Source organism: Acidovorax sp. SUPP1855 (genome assembly GCF_030158955.1).
Classification (GTDB): Bacteria; Pseudomonadota; Gammaproteobacteria; order Burkholderiales; family Burkholderiaceae_C; genus Paracidovorax.
The window spans coordinates 1-15,094 of record NZ_BQXI01000041.1 but is presented as its reverse complement, the minus strand read 5'-3'; the positions used below and the strand labels follow the sequence as shown (position 1 = coordinate 15,094).

Below are 15,094 nucleotides of genomic sequence, written 5' to 3'. Positions count from 1 at the left end.
TAGTTTGCTATTTATTTAATAGCACAATGCCCTAGAAACATATGCGCTGGAGCCCTTTCCGACTCGATACCCAGGAGGCGGCAGGGCCGCGCAACGCCCGCCCGCTTCACGTCAGGGCGGCGCCGGCCGGCACCCCGCCCCCCGTGTGCCAGCGCGCCTGCAGCCACGCGGCGAACCCTTCCGGCGCGCGGGCGATGCAGCGTGCGCTGGTGATCACCCGCGGGTCGCGCACCCACGCCACCGTCGCCTGCTGGGCGAGCAGCGCCTCGACCAGCCGCACGTCCTCGTGCGCCACGAGCGGCGCGAAACCGCCCGCGCGCCGGTAGGCCGCGGACGAGACGCCGAGGTTGGCGCCGTGGATGTGCCGGTGGCCGTTGCGGTCCTGGTAGTGCGATGCGAAGGCCTGCGCCACGTGCAGGGGGTGCTCGTGCCAGTCCTCCACCCCGATCGTGCCGCACACGGCATCGCTCGCGCAGGCCAGCTGCGCCGTGATCCACTGCGGCGGCACGCGGCTGTCGGCATCGGTGCAGCACAGCCAGCGGGCGCCGATCCCGACCAGGTGGTCCATGCCCACTGCCCGCGCCGTGCCGACGCAGCGCGCGCCGATCTCCACCACGTCGCAGCCCCACGTGCGTGCCAGGGCCGCCGTGGCGTCCCGGCAGGCATCGGCCACGACCACGATGCGCACGGGTTCCTGCACCTGCGCGGCCGCCGCGCACACCGAATCCAGGCAGGCCCCGATGAGGGCGGCCTCGTCGTGCGCCGGAATGCACACGCCGATCATGGGGCGCCCTCCGCCGCACGGGCCAGCCGCTCCTGCGCGCCGCCCGCATCCGCCACCGAGGTGCCGCTCCCGTTCTGCCACACGTCGATGCGCATGTCTTCGTCGCACCAGCCGCCCACGTGGTCGAGCGCCAGGGTGTCCCGCGCCTGCGCGTGGACGCCGTCGCCATGGGCCGGCGCATCCGCTACCGGCGCGCGCCAATGGCACATCGCCAGGTGGCCGCCGCGCTGCAGATGCCCGGGCACCTGCGCGAGGAAACGGGCGAAGTCGGCCGGCGGCAGGTAATAGGCCAGTTCCGCCACCACGATGAGGTCGCTGGGGGCCTCGGGCCAGTGCTGCGGAAAGCGCCAATGCCGCAGCGCCACATGGCCGGCGCCGCTCAGCGTGGCGGCAGCGCGCTCCAGCGCCGCCGCGCTGGCATCGGATGCGATGAGCCGGTCGCAGCGCGCGGCCAGCGCCACCGTGTTGCCGCCCACCGAGCAGCCGGGCTCGAAGCCCTGGGCATAACGGGGGCGGGGGAGCGCGGCCAGCAGCAGATCGCGTTTGCGGCGCTCGTACCAGCGCGTGTGCACGCCCCACGGGTCGGCGCTGCGCGCGTGCAGTTGATCGAAGTGCGCGGTATCGGCCAGGGGCGCGCCCATATCAGGCCATCGCCCACTCGAAGCGGCCGCTCCAGGCCTGCAGCGCCGAAGGCGGCAGCACCGGCGCCACGCCGCCGTCCGGCTGGATCTGGCTCTGGAAGGCGCGCACGGCCCGGGCCTTGGCCTGCACCAGGTCGTCGACCACGGCGATGCGCCGGAGCGTGCGATGGCGCAGCCGCGCGTGGGCCGCGTGTTCGGGCACCAGGGCCCAGACGGGGTATTCGATGCAGCAGGCCCCCACCGTGCGGGCCGCCGCCAGGGCGGCGCGGGCGCAGGCCTCGTGGTCGGGGTGGCCGTCGTGGCGCCACGGCACGAAGACCGTGTCGCCCGGCGCCAGTTGCAGGTGCGCCGCGAGCGCAAGCTCCTCGGCCGCCAGGCCGCCATCGGGCAGGCCCAGGCGCACCACGGTCGCCGCGATACCCAGTTGCGCCAGGGCGTCGGCCGACTCCTGCGGCCGGACCTGCCGCAGGCGCTCGGCGGGCCAGGCGTGCGAACCCGGGTGGCTCGCCTCCCCATCGGTGACCGCGTAGACCAGCACCTCGTGGCCACGTCGCGCCAGTTGCGCCACCGTGCCGCCGAGCACCAGCACCTCGTCGTCGGGGTGCGGCGCGACGACCACCACGCGGCTGAAGGGCGCCACCAGCGATTCGGGGGTGGCTGGCAGCAGCCGCGGCTGCGGCGCTGCCGGCACCGGCGTGCGCGCGGGCACGGCCCGCAGGCGCCGGGCGGCGGGCTTGTGGGAGGCGATCACAGCGTCCATGCGTTGTCTCCAGGAAGGGTTTCGTTCGCCTGGGCCGCCAGGCGGCCGAGCACCGCCAGGTCCCATTCGGCATGGCTTTGGCGCAGGAAGACCGCAAGATCCGCCACGCGCTGGGCGTGGTCGGCGTCGCGGCACAGAGGGCCTGCCCCCAGGGCGCGCCCCACGTGGTCGATCGTGGTGGAAGCGGCCGCTTCCACGGTGCCGCGCACCTGCAGCGCCTCGCGGCGGCCGAACGGCGGCCCGCCCGCCCGGTGCGCATCGATGGCGGCGGCGGCATGGCGCAGCGCCAGGGCGGACGCGGACAGCGCGCAATCCACCGCGCCCAGGTGGGCGGCCAGCAGGTCGTCCGCCGCCGCGCCGCGCTGCTGCACCCGCTCGCGCAGGCGCTGTGCCACGGCGGCAGCGGCACCGTGCCAGCAGGCGGCGATGCCGGCCGCACCGTGCCAGAAGCCCGGCCGGTCCAGGTAGGCGCCGGGCGCCCCCACGGGCCATGCCGGTACCGTGTCGAACAGCACGTCGACGCTGGCGGTATCGGCCATGCCCACGGCGTCCCAGCCCTCGCGGGTGACGGTGACCCGGGGGTGGTGCATGGACACGGCAATGAGTTGAACCTGCCCGTCCGCATCGCGGGCCGTGGCCAGGGCGGCACTGACGCCCGAGGCGCCCGAGCACCAGCACTTGCGGCCGGAGACCACCAGCCCGCCGTCGGGGCCCGCGGCCAGCTGCAGTTCGGCGCCGGCCGGCCCGCCCGCGGCCCACACGCCCCACAAGCCCTGCGACGGATCGACCGCACGGACCAGCGCGACGGCGGCATCGCCCAGGATCTCCCGTGCGATGCCGACCGCGTCCAGATGGGATTCGAACAGCTTGCCGATGGCGGCGTCCTCGCCGGTCACCTTGGCCAGCCAGCGAAAGCGATCGGCGATGGTGGCACGGGCCTGCGGGTCGGCATCGAACGCCTGGACCCGGTCCAGTGCGTGGCGCACGGGGGTGCCCAGAGGGAAATCGGTGGGGGGAAGGAGATCGCGGCGCATCCTTCCGACGCTAGGGGGCGGCCCCCGGCGGCCGTGTCAGCCTCGGCCCCCTGCCGCTGTGGGACGCCGGTCGGCGGACCGCCGCTGTTGTAGGACGCCGGTCGGCCGCCTCCGGGCCCGCAACCGGTCCGGCGGCCCTGGGGGCTCCGCTCAGCCCACGTGCTTGGCGAAGAACGCCAGCGTGCGTTCGCGCGCCAGGGTGGCCGAGGCCTCGTCGTAGGAGCCGCGCTGGTCGCAGTTGAAGCCGTGGTCGGCGTCGTACACGTGCACCTCCACTTCCGGGTGCGCCCGGCCGAAGGCCTGCACGCTGTCGAGCGCGATGAAGTGGTCGCGGTCGCCGAAGTGCGCCAGCACCGGAACCTTCGGAGTGCGCGCGCTTTCCTCGGTGGTGGTCATGCCGCCGCCGTAGTAGCAGACGGCGGCCGACAGGCCCTGCAGCTCGCACGCCGCGCGCCAGGTGAGCAGGCCGCCCCAGCAGAACCCCACGATGCCCACCTTGCCGCCGCCGGCCTGCGCCGCGTGGTCGATGGCGGCCTGGATGTCAGGCAGCACGCCCGCGCCGGGCAGCGCCTCGACCCGGGACTTGAGCGCGATGCCGTCCTGCATGTCCTGCGCGCTGTAACCCAGCTCGACCCCGGGCTGCACCCGGGCGAAGGTGGCGGGCGCCACGGCCAGGTAGCCGCGCGCGGCCAGCCGGTCGGCCACGGCGCGGATGTGCGAGTTCACGCCGAAGATTTCCTGCAGCACGACCACGGCGCCGCGCGCCTGGCCCTCGGGCTGCGCGACCCAGGCGGGCACCTTGAAACCGTCAGCCGATGCGATGTCCACGAAATTGCCCATGATGATGCGACTCCTTTGCCGGAAGGGATGGGTGAGAGAGGGTGGTTGGAAGAAAGCGGAACGGTGAAAAGACGCGCCGGGCCGGTGGTGGCCCGGGCCGGCGGATGCTGTAATGCGGGACCTTTCGCCAACGGTGCATTCTTGCAGGAGACGGCAATTGAACAAAGTGGTACTTGTGACCGGTGGTAGCCGGGGCATCGGCGCAGCGACCGCCCGGCTGGCCGCGCGCCAGGGCTGGGCGGTGGCGGTGAACTACGCCCGCGATGCGCAGGCGGCCGACGCCGTGGTGCAGGCCATCCGCGAGGCGGGCGGCCAGGCCATCGCCGTGCAGGCCGACGTGGCGAAGGAAGACGAGGTCGTCGCCCTGTTCGAGGCGGTCGATGCCCGCCTGGGAGCGCTCGGCGCCCTGGTGAACAACGCGGGCGTGGTCGACGTGCCCGCACGCGTGGACCAGATGAGCGCCGAGCGCCTGCGCCGCATGTTCGACATCAACGTGGTGGGCAGCTTTCTCTGCGCCCGCGAAGCCGTGCGGCGCATGAGCACGAAGCACGGCGGCGCGGGCGGCAGCATCGTCAACGTGTCCAGCGCCGCGGCACGCCTGGGCGCGGCCGGGCAGTACGTGGACTATGCCGCCTCCAAGGGCGCCATCGACGTGCTCACGCTCGGCCTGGCCCGCGAGGTGGCGGCCGAGGGCATCCGCGTGAATGCGGTGCGGCCCGGCCTCATCGACACCGACATCCACGCCAGCGGCGGCCTGCCCGACCGCGTGCGCGACCTGGCGCACCAGGTGCCCATGGGCCGGGGCGGCACGGCCGAGGAGGTGGCCGAGGCCATCGTCTGGCTGATGTCGGAGGCGGCCAGCTACACCACCCTGTCCCTGCTCGAAGTCTCCGGAGGCCGCTGATGGACCTGAAACCGCTCATCACGCTGCTGGCCATCGTGAACCCGCTGGCCATCGTGCCGTTCTTCATCCACTACACCGACGGGTTTTCGCAGCGCCAACGCCGGCGCACCATCCAGGTGGCGGCCTTCAGCGCGTTCTGCGTGATCGCGGCCTGTGCGCTGCTCGGGCTGCAGATCCTGGAGTTCTTCAACATCTCGCTGCAGAGCTTCCAGGTGGGCGGCGGCATGCTGCTGCTCATCAGCGCGATGAACATGCTCAATGCCCAGCCGGCCGAGGCCAAGCCCCACACCCACGAGCTGGAGGAAGGCGCCGAGAAGGCCGCCCAGGGCGACAGCATCGCCGTGGTGCCGCTCACCATCCCGCTGCTCACCGGGCAGGCCAGCATGTCCACCGTGGTGATCTATGCCGACCGGGCGCAGACCTTCTGGCAGCACCTGGCGCTGGTGGGCTACGGCGTGGTGATCGCCGGCGCCACGGCGCTGTGCTTCGCGCTGGCCGACCCCATCGCGCGCGTGCTGGGCAAGACCGGCATCAACGTGATGACGCGACTCATGGGACTGATCCTCGCGGCGCTGGCGGTGGAGGTGATGGCCGAAGGGCTGGGCAAGCTGTTCCCCGTGCTGGTCGCGCGCTGAAGGCACGGCATGGCCACCACCCACGCCCGGTTGCTGCTGCTGGAGGACGACCCCGCCATCGCGCGCACGGTGGCCTATGCGCTCGAGCGCGAGGGGCTGTCCATCGTGCACAGCCTGCTGCTGCGGGACGCGCGCGAACAGCTGCGCGCCCGGCCCTTCGACCTGCTGGTGCTGGACGTGGGCCTGCCCGACGGCAACGGCCTCGATCTGCTGCGCGACCTGCGCCGCGACCCGGCGCACCAGGCCACACCGGTGCTCATGCTGAGCGCCCACGGCGAAGAACTCGACCGCGTGCTGGGCCTGGAGCTGGGCGCCGACGACTATTTGCCCAAGCCCTTCAGCCCGCGCGAGCTGGCGGCCCGCGTGAAAGCCCTGCTGCGCCGCGCGGCGGCCCCCGCACCGCTGGCGGCGGCATCGGCGCCGCCCAGCCCGTTCCACGACGATGCCGCCGGCCAGCGCGTGAGTCTGCACGGCCGGCCGCTGCCGCTCACGCGGCGCGAATACCGCCTGCTGGCCTGCCTGCTGCGCGGCGCCGGCCGCATCCAGTCGCGCGAGGCCCTGCTCGCCGGCGCCTGGGGCGACGACAGCGAAAGCACCGACCGCACGGTGGACACCCACATCAAGACGCTGCGCGCCAAGCTGCGCGAAGCGGACCCGGCGCGCGAGTACATCAGCACGCACCGGGGCATGGGCTACTGCCTGGAGCCATGAGCGCCCGCTGGCACCGCTCCGCGCAGCCCACCCCGGCGAGGGCCTGACCCATGCGCCTGGGCATCCGCCTGCTCTTCGCCTTCTTCCTGATCAACGGCATCGCGGCCTTCTTCGTGCTGCGCGTGTTCACCGCCGAGATCAAGCCCAGCGTGCGCGAGGTGATGGAAGACATGATGGTGGACACCGCCAACATCCTGGCCGAGCTGGCGAGCGACGACCTGGCCGCCGGCCGCCTGGGCGCCACCGCGCCCGGCACGCCCGAGAGCCGCTTCGCGCAGCACGTGCGCCAGTACGCCAGCCGCCCGGTCGATGCCGCGATCTGGGGGCTGACCAAGCAGACGCTCGATTTCCGCATCTACGTGACCGACGCCACCGGGCGCGTGGTGTTCGATTCCGAGCGCAGCGCCGTGGGCGAGGACTATTCGGGCTGGCGCGACGTGGCGCGCACGCTGCGGGGCGAGTACGGCGCCCGCGCCACGCGCGAGGTGCAGGGCGACGACACCAGCGGCGTGATGTACGTGGCCGCCCCCATCCTGGTGGACGGGCCGGCCGGCCGCACCATCGGCGGCGTGCTCACCGTGGCCAAGCCCACGCGCTCGGTGCAGCGCTTCATCGACCGGGCCGAGCGCAAGGTGCTGCGCGGCGGCCTGCTGCTGCTGGCCCTGTCGGCGCTGGTGGGCGTGGCCGTCACCGTGTGGACCGTGTGGCACGTGCGCCGCCTGCGCGATTACGCCCTGAGCGTGCAGGGTCCGGCCGACGGCGGCCTGAACCCCACGCAGCCCCTGGCCGTGCCGCGGGTGCCGGGCGAGCTGGGCGACCTGGCCCGCGCCATGGACCGCATGCGCGTGCGGCTGGAAGGGCACGACTACATCGAAGGCTACGTGCGCGCCCTCACGCATGAACTCAAAAGCCCCGTGGCCGCCATTCGCGGCGCGGGCGAACTGCTGCAGGAGGACCTGCCCCCGGCCGACCGCGCCCAGTTCGCCACGCAGGTGGTCGAGCAAAGCGAGCGCCTGCAGCGCCTGGTGGACCGGCTGCTGGCGCTGAGCCAGCTCGAGCAGCGCCAGCGGGCCGAGGGCGCGGCCGCCGTCTCGCTGCAGGACTGCGCGGCCCTGGCCGTGCGCCAGGCCCAGGCCCGCGCCAGCCAGCGCACCATCGACCTGGTGCTCATGGGCGACGGCGCCGGCGGCCCGTGGGAGGCCGAACTGGTCACGCTGGCGATCACCAACCTGATCGACAACGCCATCGACTTCGCGCCCGCCGGCAGCGCGGTGCGCGTGGAGTTGCAGGGCCCGGTGGTGGCCGTGCAGGACGCGGGCGCCGGCGTGCCGGACTATGCGCTGCCGCGGCTGGGCGAGCGCTTTTTCACCACCGCGCGGCCGGGTGGAGAGCGCAGCGGCTCGGGGCTGGGCCTGGCCATCGTGCGCCGGATCATGGCGCTGCACGGGGGAACGATGGCGGTGCGCAACACCCAGCCCGGGCTGCGGGTCGAACTCGCCTTTCCGGCCGCCTGACGGCGGCGCCCTGGCCACCGGGCCGGCCGCGCGCCGGCGCACTTCACCGTGCACTCACAAACTTCATTTCCGCCTCACGCCCGATCACCACACTGCCCTCCACATCCACTGGCGGAGAGCCTCCTTGAAACACCCCCTGTTCACCAAACTGGCCGCGCTCGCGGCCATCACCCTGCTCCTGCTGTTCGGCCTGGGCCTCATCGAAGACGTGGTGCGCGACCGCCAACGCTACCGCACCCTCACCGCCGATGGCGTGGCGCGCAGCCTGGCGGGCTCGCAAACCCTGCTGGGGCCGCTGATCCACAGCGCCTGCGTGGAAAGCTGGGATGCCGTGACCGGCACCGGCAGCGAGCGCACCACGGTCGAGAAACGGCGCGAGTTCGTGCTCACCGCCATGCCGGACACCCTGCAATTGCGTGCCGGCACCGCGATGCAGGAGCGATCGCGCGGTGTGCACAAGGTCAACACCTACACCCTGAAGGCGCATGTCGCCGCCGAGTGGTCGTCGCTCGCGAGCCTGCGGCCGGACACCACCGTGCAGGGCTCGCGCATGCAGTGCGGCGCGCCCCTGCTGATGATGGCGGTGGGCGATGCGCGGGGCATCCGCGCGGCCCAGCTCACCGTCGGCGGCCAGGCGCTGGCCCTGAAACCCGGCACCTTCCACCCCGCCTACCCCCGCGGCCTGCATGCCCCGCTGCCCGAAGCGCTGGTGCAGCGGCCAGGCGGCGACACCGGCCCGTTCAAGGCCGAGATGGACCTGGAACTCGTGGGCACCGAGAGCGTGGCCATCGTGCCGCTGGGCAGCCAGACCCAGGTGCAGATGGACGGCAGCTGGCCCCACCCCTCGTTCGCCGGCCGCTTCCTGCCGTCGGAGCGCACCGTGGGGGACAAAGGCTTTTCCGCGCTGTGGCGCCTGTCTTCGCTGGCCAGCACGGCCCAGCAGGACGTGGCCGCCGGCCGCCCCGCGTGCGAGGCGGCCCCCACCGCGGACCGCGCCTACGACACCGCGCCCGCCGACGGCCGCGGCTGCGCCGACAGCTTCACCGTGGCCTTCGTGGACCCGGTCAATCCCTATTCCCTGAGCGACCGCGCCACCAAGTACGGCGTGCTGTTCATCGCGCTCACCTTCGTGGCGGTGGGCCTGTTCGAGCTGATGAAGCGGCTGCGGGTGCACCCGGTGCAGTACCTGCTGGTCGGCAGTGCGCTGTGCAGCTTCTTCCTGCTGCTGGTGAGCCTGTCGGAGCACCTGCCCTTCGGCGTTTCGTATGCCATTGCGGCCAGCGCGTGCGTGCTGCTGCTGGCCTACTACGCCAGCCACATGCTGGGCAGCCTGTGGCTCGGCCTGCCGTTCGGGGCCGGCATCGCGCTGCTCTACGGCCTGCTCTACCTGCTGCTGCAGCTGGAGCAGACCGCGCTGGCCGTGGGTGCCATCGCGCTGTTCCTGGTGCTGGCCGCCGTGATGGTGCTCACGCGACGGGTGAACTGGTACGGCCTGACCGCGCAACGCCCGGTTTCCACCCCTCGTCCGGAGGCCGCATGAGCGCGCCGTCGCCCTGGCCGGCCCACCGGGCCAGCCCCTGGGACACGCACCTGGCCGCGCCAGCGCAGCCGGAGCGCGGCGAGCAGGGCCTGTCGATGGCGCAGGCGCAGCGCCTGCAGCGCTACCACGACCGCCTGCTGTGCGCCCTGGCGGCGCGGGACCGCGAAGCCTTGCGCCAGGCCAAGCAGGGCATCCTGAAGGCCGCCTACTGGCCAGGGGCTGCGGATGCCGCGTCCCCGGCCTGGCGCCGGGCCATGCGCACGCTTTCCTGGCAGATGGCGGCCTTGCTGCTGCCCCGCGGGCGCCACTAGCCCGCAGCGAGGGCCGCCGGGCCTCAGGCCGCGACCGCTTCGCGCGCCGGGCGGGGCGCGGCGGCCGGCTCTGCCTGCGGGGCCCCGCCGTCGCCCGAGCAAGCGCCGCCGCAGCCGTGAATGGCCTGCGCCGGCAGGGCGCCCGGCGCATGCACGGTGCCGGTCGCGGGATCGAAGCCCACGCGGCGCAGGTGCAGGGCGAGCGCCGCGTCCATGGTCTGCGTGTGTTGCGGGAACCACAGGGCCAGCTCCGACGCCATGCGGCGCAGCACGGCCGGCTCGCCAGCTTCGGCCTGCGCCGTGCCCTCGCGCAGCACCTGCAGCACGACCTTGTGCTGCAGGCTGTGGCAGTTGCCCGAGGCGAAGCGGGTGGCGGCCATCCAGTCGTCCTCGCGGGCGAAGTGGTCGGCGGTGTGCGACACCAGCGCGTGCCAGGCGCCCAGCAGCTGCGCGTCCGGCGCGGCCTCCACGGCGGCCAGCAGTTCCACGAACTCCTGGTGGGTTTCGTCCATGAGGGGAAGGTCGAGGGCGAGGCCCTCGGACCATTGCAGTGCAGCCATTTCCAGTCCTTGCATCCAGTGGAAGGCCAGCTTAAGAGGCACCGCGGCACCGGGCTTTGATGCAGGTCAGGGCGCCGGCGATCGCGCACCCGGCCACCGCCCGCGGCGAAGGCCTGCCGGAAAGGGGCCGGACATCTGATAATTATTCGATGACTCAGCCGTCCACCCCGGGTAGTGCCGCCGCCGCGATGCCGTTGAACGAAGGCGATCGCGTCGCCGCGCTCCAGATGCTCGGGGTGCTGGACTCTGCGCCGGAGCCGGTCTTCGACGACCTGGTGTGGCTGGCCAGCCAGTGCTGCGATGTGCCCATCGCGCTCATCTCGCTGATCGACGAAACGCGCCAGTGGTTCAAGGCCAGCTGCGGCCTGGGCACATCGCAGACGCCGCGCGAGATCGCGTTCTGCAGCCATGCGCTGGCGTCCACGCAGATCCTGGAGGTCCCCGACGCGCTGGAGGACCCGCGTTTTGCCAGCAACCCGATGGTGCTCGACGAGCCGCGCATCCGCTTTTATGCAGGCGCGCCGCTGGTGGGCAGCGCCGGGCATGTCTACGGCACGCTGTGCGTGATCGACCGGGTGCCGCGGCGCCTGTCCGGAACGCAGCGGGAGGCGCTGCAACGCCTGTCCAGGCAGGTGGTCAGCCAGCTGGAGGCCCGCCAGGGCCGCCGGGAGGCCCAGATCCAGGCGGGTACCCTGGGCCGCCTGCTGGAGGCCATGCCCGATGCGGTCGTCTCCTGCGGCCCCGATGGATTGCTGGGCGAGTTCAATCACGTGGCCCGGGCCTGGCACGGCACCGATCCCCGGTCTCTGCCGCCGAGCGAGTGGGCCGAGCATTTCGACCTGTTCGAGGCCTCGGGCACGCGGCTGCTGGAGACCGGGGACATCCCGCTGCTGGCCGCCTGGCGCGGCGAGACCGTTCGCGGGTTCGAGCTGGTCATCAAGGCGAGGGGCCAGGCGCCCCGGTCGGTGCTGTGCAACGCGTCGCCGTTGTTCTATGCGGACGGCACCAAGATGGGCGCGGTGTGCCTGATGCACGACGTGACGGCGCTGCGCGCCGCCACCCGTGCCGCCACGATCGCGGCCCAGCGCTTTTCGGGCGCCTTCAGCGCCGCCACCCACGGGATGGTCCTGGTCGCCACCACGGGCCACTGGATCGAGGTCAACGACGCGATCTGCGACATGCTGGGCTACTCGCGGGACGAATTGCTGCACATGGATTTCCGGCGGCTCACCCACCCCGACGACCTGATGTCCCACCGCGACCACATCGACCGGCTGGTCCGCAGGGAAACGCACAACTACCAGCTGGGCAAGCGCTACCTGCGCAAGGACGGCGAGACGGTGTGGGCCCATCTGGCGGTCTCGCTGGTGCGGGACGAATTCGACCAGCCCCTGCATTTCGTGGCCCAGATCCAGGACGTCACGGAGCAGCGGTCCATGGAAGAGCGCCTGCGCGACAGCGAGCGCCGCATGCGCAGCATCCTGGAAAACACGGAGGATGCCTTCATCGTGGCCGATGAGGACGGCCACATTCTGGAGTGGAACCGCGCCGCCCAGGCGACGTTCGGCTGGCGCCGGGCCGAGGTGCTGGGACGGCCGATGGCCGAGGCCATCCTGACCCCGGCGATGCGAACGCGCAGCCTGACGGCGCTCATGGGCAACGAGGACACGCGGGCCCGTAGGCAGCTCCTTCCGGGATGGCACCGCGACCAGCACGAATTCCCGATGGAGATAACCCTCAGCCAGGTGCAGCTGGAATCGTCCCGCATCGTGACGGCCTTCATGCACGACATCAGCGAGCGCGTCGCGGCCGACCAGCAGTTGCGCCGGCGCGAAGCCCAGCTGCAGCTGATGGCCGACAGCGTGCCCGCACTCATCGCGCACGTGGACGCGGACCTGCGCTACCAGTTCGCCAACAAGGCCTATGGCCGATGGTTCGGCAAGGACCCCGCGCAGATCGTGGGCCGCTCCATGGATGAAGTCCTGGGGCCGGCGCACTTCGCCAAAGCCTGGCCCTACATCGACCGCGTGCTGAAAGGCGAACGGGTGCAGTTCGAGGCAGAGGTCACCAACGCCGCCGGCGAAACCCGGGTCATGTTCGCCAGCTACATCCCCGATGTCCAGCCGGTGGGACTGGACCCGGCATCGGCGCCCGCAGTCGGGTTCCACCTCACGGTGACGGACATCACCATCCACAAGGATTACGCCAACAGGCTCGCGATCAGCTCCGCGCGGCTGGAGCGGGCCCTCGAAGGGGCCGAACTGGGGCTGTGGGAACTGAACATCGAGACCATGACGCTGCAGGTGGACGCCCGCGGATCGGCCATGCTGGGCTTCGGCCCCACCGAGGTGACCAAGACGGTGCCCGAATGGACCGCTGCGCTGCATCCGCTCGACCAGGAGCCGAACGTGGCCGCCTTCCGCCGGCATCTCGGCGGGCTGACGGAAAGCTACGAAAACGAGTTCAGGGTGCAGGGCCCGCAGGGGCCATGGATCTGGCTGTTCTCCCGCGGCAAGGTCATCCGGCGCAGCGCCACGGGCGCGCCCTCCACCATCATCGGCACCTTCATGGACATCACCCAGCGCAAGCTCGACGAAGAGGCGCTGGCCCGCGCGGCCCTGCTGCTGCGGCAATCGGGGGCCATGGCACGCGTGGGAGGCTGGACGCTGAATCCGGCCACGGGCGAGGCGGCGTGGACGGACGAGGTCTACCGCATCCATGACCTGGAGCCGCAAACCGCGCCGGACCTGTCACAGGCGCTGAACTACTACACCGAGGCCTCGCGCTCCCTCATCGGCGCGGCCGTGCAGCGGTGCATGGACGACGGCACGCCGTGGGACCTGGAGCTGGAACTGATCTCGCACAAGGGGCGCCATCTCTGGGTGCGCGCCCAGGGCGAGCCGACCTACCAGGACGGCCGGATCGTCCAGTTGAGCGGGGCCTTCCAGGACATCACGGAGCGAAAGCACTCGGAGCTGCAACTGCAGCGCCTGAACGCCACGCTGGCGGAACTGTCCTATACGGATGCCCTCACGGGGCTGGGCAACCGCCGCCTGTTCGACGAGGCATTGAGCGCCGAGTGGGGCCGAACGCGCCGGCAAGACGCATCCGTGGCCCTGCTGATGATCGATATCGACCACTTCAAGCACTACAACGACATGCACGGGCACCAGGCCGGCGACGAATGCCTGCGCCAGGTCGGCGCCGTGCTGCAAGGGGCGTTGTTCCGGGCCCATGAAAAGCCGATGCGTTACGGAGGCGAAGAATTCGTGGTGCTCCTGCCGGGCACCACGGGCGACGAGGCGCAGGTCGTGGCCCAGCGGGTGCTTCAGGCGTTCGACCATGCCGCCCTCCCCCATGGCGCTTCGCCCCTGGGCCCGCACGTCACCCTGAGCATCGGTGTGGCGGCCCTGCAACCCACGACGGAAGTGACAGAAAAGCAATTGGTGCGCGACGCGGACCAGGCGCTCTACCAGGCCAAGGCCGCCGGACGGGCGCGTTTCATGCGGTGGCGCTGAACGCACGGCCCTTCGCTGCGGCCGCCGCAACGCAAAAAAAGGCTTCGCACTGCGAAGCCTTTTTGCTTTTGGCACCCCATTCGTTCATCCGAACGCGGGGGGAGCCCAAACCTTTTTTACTGGTTGTAGACGCGCTTCAGATCGGCAACGCACTTGTCCTTGACGTCACCGGTCGCGGCATCGCAACGCTCCTTGGCGGCCTTGTATTCGGCTTCGCGCTTTTCTTCAGCGGCGTCCTTCTTCACTTCAGCGACCTTGGCGTCCTTCTTGGCCATGTTGTCCGAAGGCTTGGCCTGGGCGCGTGCCACCTTGGCGTCTTCCTTGGCCTTCACGTGGGCGGCCTTGGCATCCTTCACGCAGACATCCTTGGCATTGCCTTGCTGGTCGTCGCACTTTTCCTTGGCGACGTCGTAGGCGGCGTCAGCGCGGGCTTCGTTCACCTTGTAGGTGGCCTTGTCGCTGGGCTTGTACTGGGCTTCCAGTTCGGCCTTGGCGACCTTCTCGGCGCCCTTGGCTTCCTTCATGCAGACGTCCTTGGCGTTGGCCGTCATGCTGTCGCACTTCTGCTTGTTCATCTTGTAGTCGGCAGAGATGCGGTCCTTGGCGGCGCTGTGCTCTTCCTTGGTCATGGCCATGCCGCTGGTGGCGAGAAGGCCGGCGGCCACGATGGCCAGAAGATTGCGTGCGTGTTTCATATTTTTCTCCTCAATGTCTGTAAGGGGGTGCGGATGTCGATTTGCCTTGTGGCAGAACGGCGAACACCGCTGGTTTTAAAAAGTGGGAAAGGCCCGGGATTTACTTGTCGAAACGGAATTCGGGGTGGCGGTCTTGCCAGGACTTCAGTTCCTTCTCGGCGGCATCCTTGGCCAGACCCTGGCGCTCTTGCAGCTTGCCCAGGAACTGGTCGCGCTTGCCGGCTGCCACGTCAAGATCGTCGTCCGTCAGCTTGCCCCATTGCTCCTTGATCTTGCCGGTGAATTGCTTCCAGTTTCCCTTGACGGTGTCTTCATTCATGGCACAAGTCCTCTTGGTTATTCGCTTCAGCCCTCCACTCCGAGACGGTTTGGAACCCTGGCTGGATGCGATGGACGAACTGTAAAAGTGCCCCCTCGGGGCAGGCGTAGTCATCCGGGGGCAGCACGCGTCAGCCCAGGCCTACGGTTGATAAGGACAAAAAAAAAGGGGCGTGCAGTGCACGCCCCTTTCGGCTATTGGCTGACCCGTCCTGAATGAGGTTGACACCTTTCTGTTCATCAGAAAGGAAAGTCAAGTGGATCAATGGGTTAAGAGAACGCAGAAGGACTACACACTGGCCTTTAAGCTGGCGGTGGTGGATCAGGTA

At 70.8% G+C, this 15,094-nt stretch carries 16 protein-coding genes; 7 read left to right on the top strand and 9 right to left on the bottom strand.

What is annotated here, in order from left to right:
* Nucleotides 1-106: 106 nt before the first annotated feature.
* From AVMA1855_RS23715 to AVMA1855_RS23695, 5 genes are all read right to left on the bottom strand, one after another.
* The gene (locus tag AVMA1855_RS23715) at nucleotides 107-784 is read right to left on the bottom strand and encodes a glycosyltransferase family 2 protein (protein WP_284427573.1); all 678 of its coding nucleotides are present in this window, start codon (nucleotides 782-784) and stop codon (nucleotides 107-109) included.
* Entirely contained in the window at nucleotides 781-1,425 is a 645-nt protein-coding gene (locus AVMA1855_RS23710) for a methyltransferase domain-containing protein (RefSeq protein WP_284427572.1), read from the bottom strand. Before AVMA1855_RS23710 ends, AVMA1855_RS23715 begins: the two co-directional genes overlap by 4 nt.
* 1 nt (nucleotide 1,426) lies before the next feature.
* Nucleotides 1,427-2,185 (bottom strand): PIG-L deacetylase family protein, encoded by a 759-nt coding sequence (locus AVMA1855_RS23705; protein ID WP_284427571.1) that lies wholly within the window; start codon nucleotides 2,183-2,185, stop codon nucleotides 1,427-1,429.
* Nucleotides 2,173-3,171 carry an acyl-CoA dehydrogenase family protein gene (locus AVMA1855_RS23700; RefSeq protein WP_284427570.1) on the bottom strand — a complete coding sequence of 333 codons (999 nt, stop codon included), beginning with the start codon at nucleotides 3,169-3,171 and terminating at the stop codon, nucleotides 2,173-2,175. The genes AVMA1855_RS23705 and AVMA1855_RS23700 overlap by 13 nt, the downstream gene beginning before the upstream one ends.
* Nucleotides 3,172-3,369: 198 nt before the next feature.
* Complete coding sequence (locus AVMA1855_RS23695) at nucleotides 3,370-4,059, bottom strand: dienelactone hydrolase family protein (RefSeq protein ID WP_272565844.1); 690 nt, start codon at nucleotides 4,057-4,059, stop codon at nucleotides 3,370-3,372.
* A 157-nt stretch (nucleotides 4,060-4,216) separates the two neighbouring features.
* Here AVMA1855_RS23695 and AVMA1855_RS23690 point away from each other — a divergent pair, with 157 nt between their 5' ends.
* The 6 genes from AVMA1855_RS23690 (at nucleotide 4,217) to AVMA1855_RS23665 (ending at nucleotide 9,674) form a co-directional block, all read left to right on the top strand.
* Nucleotides 4,217-4,963 carry an SDR family oxidoreductase gene (locus AVMA1855_RS23690; RefSeq protein WP_284394602.1) on the top strand — a complete coding sequence of 249 codons (747 nt, stop codon included), beginning with the start codon at nucleotides 4,217-4,219 and terminating at the stop codon, nucleotides 4,961-4,963.
* Nucleotides 4,963-5,598: a MarC family protein gene (locus AVMA1855_RS23685; protein WP_284427569.1), complete on the top strand. Its 636-nt coding sequence runs from the start codon at nucleotides 4,963-4,965 to the stop codon at nucleotides 5,596-5,598. Before AVMA1855_RS23690 ends, AVMA1855_RS23685 begins: the two co-directional genes overlap by 1 nt.
* 9 nt (nucleotides 5,599-5,607) lie before the next feature.
* Complete coding sequence (locus AVMA1855_RS23680) at nucleotides 5,608-6,309, top strand: response regulator (RefSeq protein WP_284394603.1); 702 nt, start codon at nucleotides 5,608-5,610, stop codon at nucleotides 6,307-6,309.
* Nucleotides 6,310-6,359: 50 nt separating this feature from the next.
* A complete protein-coding gene (gene creC / locus AVMA1855_RS23675) occupies nucleotides 6,360-7,823 on the top strand; it encodes a two-component system sensor histidine kinase CreC (RefSeq protein ID WP_284427568.1) in 1,464 nt (487 codons plus the stop codon).
* Between the two features lie 124 nt (nucleotides 7,824-7,947).
* Nucleotides 7,948-9,363, top strand: coding sequence for a cell envelope integrity protein CreD (gene creD / locus AVMA1855_RS23670; RefSeq protein ID WP_284427567.1), 1,416 nt, complete (start codon nucleotides 7,948-7,950; stop codon nucleotides 9,361-9,363).
* A complete protein-coding gene (locus tag AVMA1855_RS23665; protein WP_284427566.1) occupies nucleotides 9,360-9,674 on the top strand; it encodes a hypothetical protein in 315 nt (104 codons plus the stop codon). The genes creD and AVMA1855_RS23665 overlap by 4 nt, the downstream gene beginning before the upstream one ends.
* Before the next feature lie 23 nt (nucleotides 9,675-9,697).
* On the opposite strand, the gene AVMA1855_RS23660 is transcribed toward AVMA1855_RS23665, so the two are convergent.
* On the bottom strand, nucleotides 9,698-10,234 hold the full coding sequence (locus AVMA1855_RS23660; RefSeq protein WP_284427565.1) for a hemerythrin domain-containing protein: 537 nt from the start codon (nucleotides 10,232-10,234) through the stop codon (nucleotides 9,698-9,700).
* Nucleotides 10,235-10,383: 149 nt separating this feature from the next.
* Between AVMA1855_RS23660 and AVMA1855_RS23655 the strand changes: the two genes are divergently transcribed.
* Nucleotides 10,384-13,752, top strand: a complete 3,369-nt coding sequence (locus AVMA1855_RS23655) for a sensor domain-containing diguanylate cyclase (protein WP_284427564.1) — start codon at nucleotides 10,384-10,386, stop codon at nucleotides 13,750-13,752.
* Nucleotides 13,753-13,868: 116 nt separating this feature from the next.
* Here the strand turns inward: AVMA1855_RS23655 and AVMA1855_RS23650 are convergent, their stop codons facing one another.
* The 3 genes from AVMA1855_RS23650 to AVMA1855_RS23640 form a co-directional block, all read right to left on the bottom strand.
* Entirely contained in the window at nucleotides 13,869-14,447 is a 579-nt protein-coding gene (locus AVMA1855_RS23650) for a hypothetical protein (protein ID WP_272565860.1), read from the bottom strand.
* Between the two features lie 100 nt (nucleotides 14,448-14,547).
* A complete protein-coding gene (locus tag AVMA1855_RS23645) occupies nucleotides 14,548-14,766 on the bottom strand; it encodes a CsbD family protein (RefSeq protein ID WP_272565861.1) in 219 nt (72 codons plus the stop codon).
* 130 nt (nucleotides 14,767-14,896) lie between these two features.
* A partial coding sequence (locus tag AVMA1855_RS23640; protein ID WP_284427563.1) for a hypothetical protein occupies nucleotides 14,897-15,094 on the bottom strand: 198 nt, incomplete at its 5' end.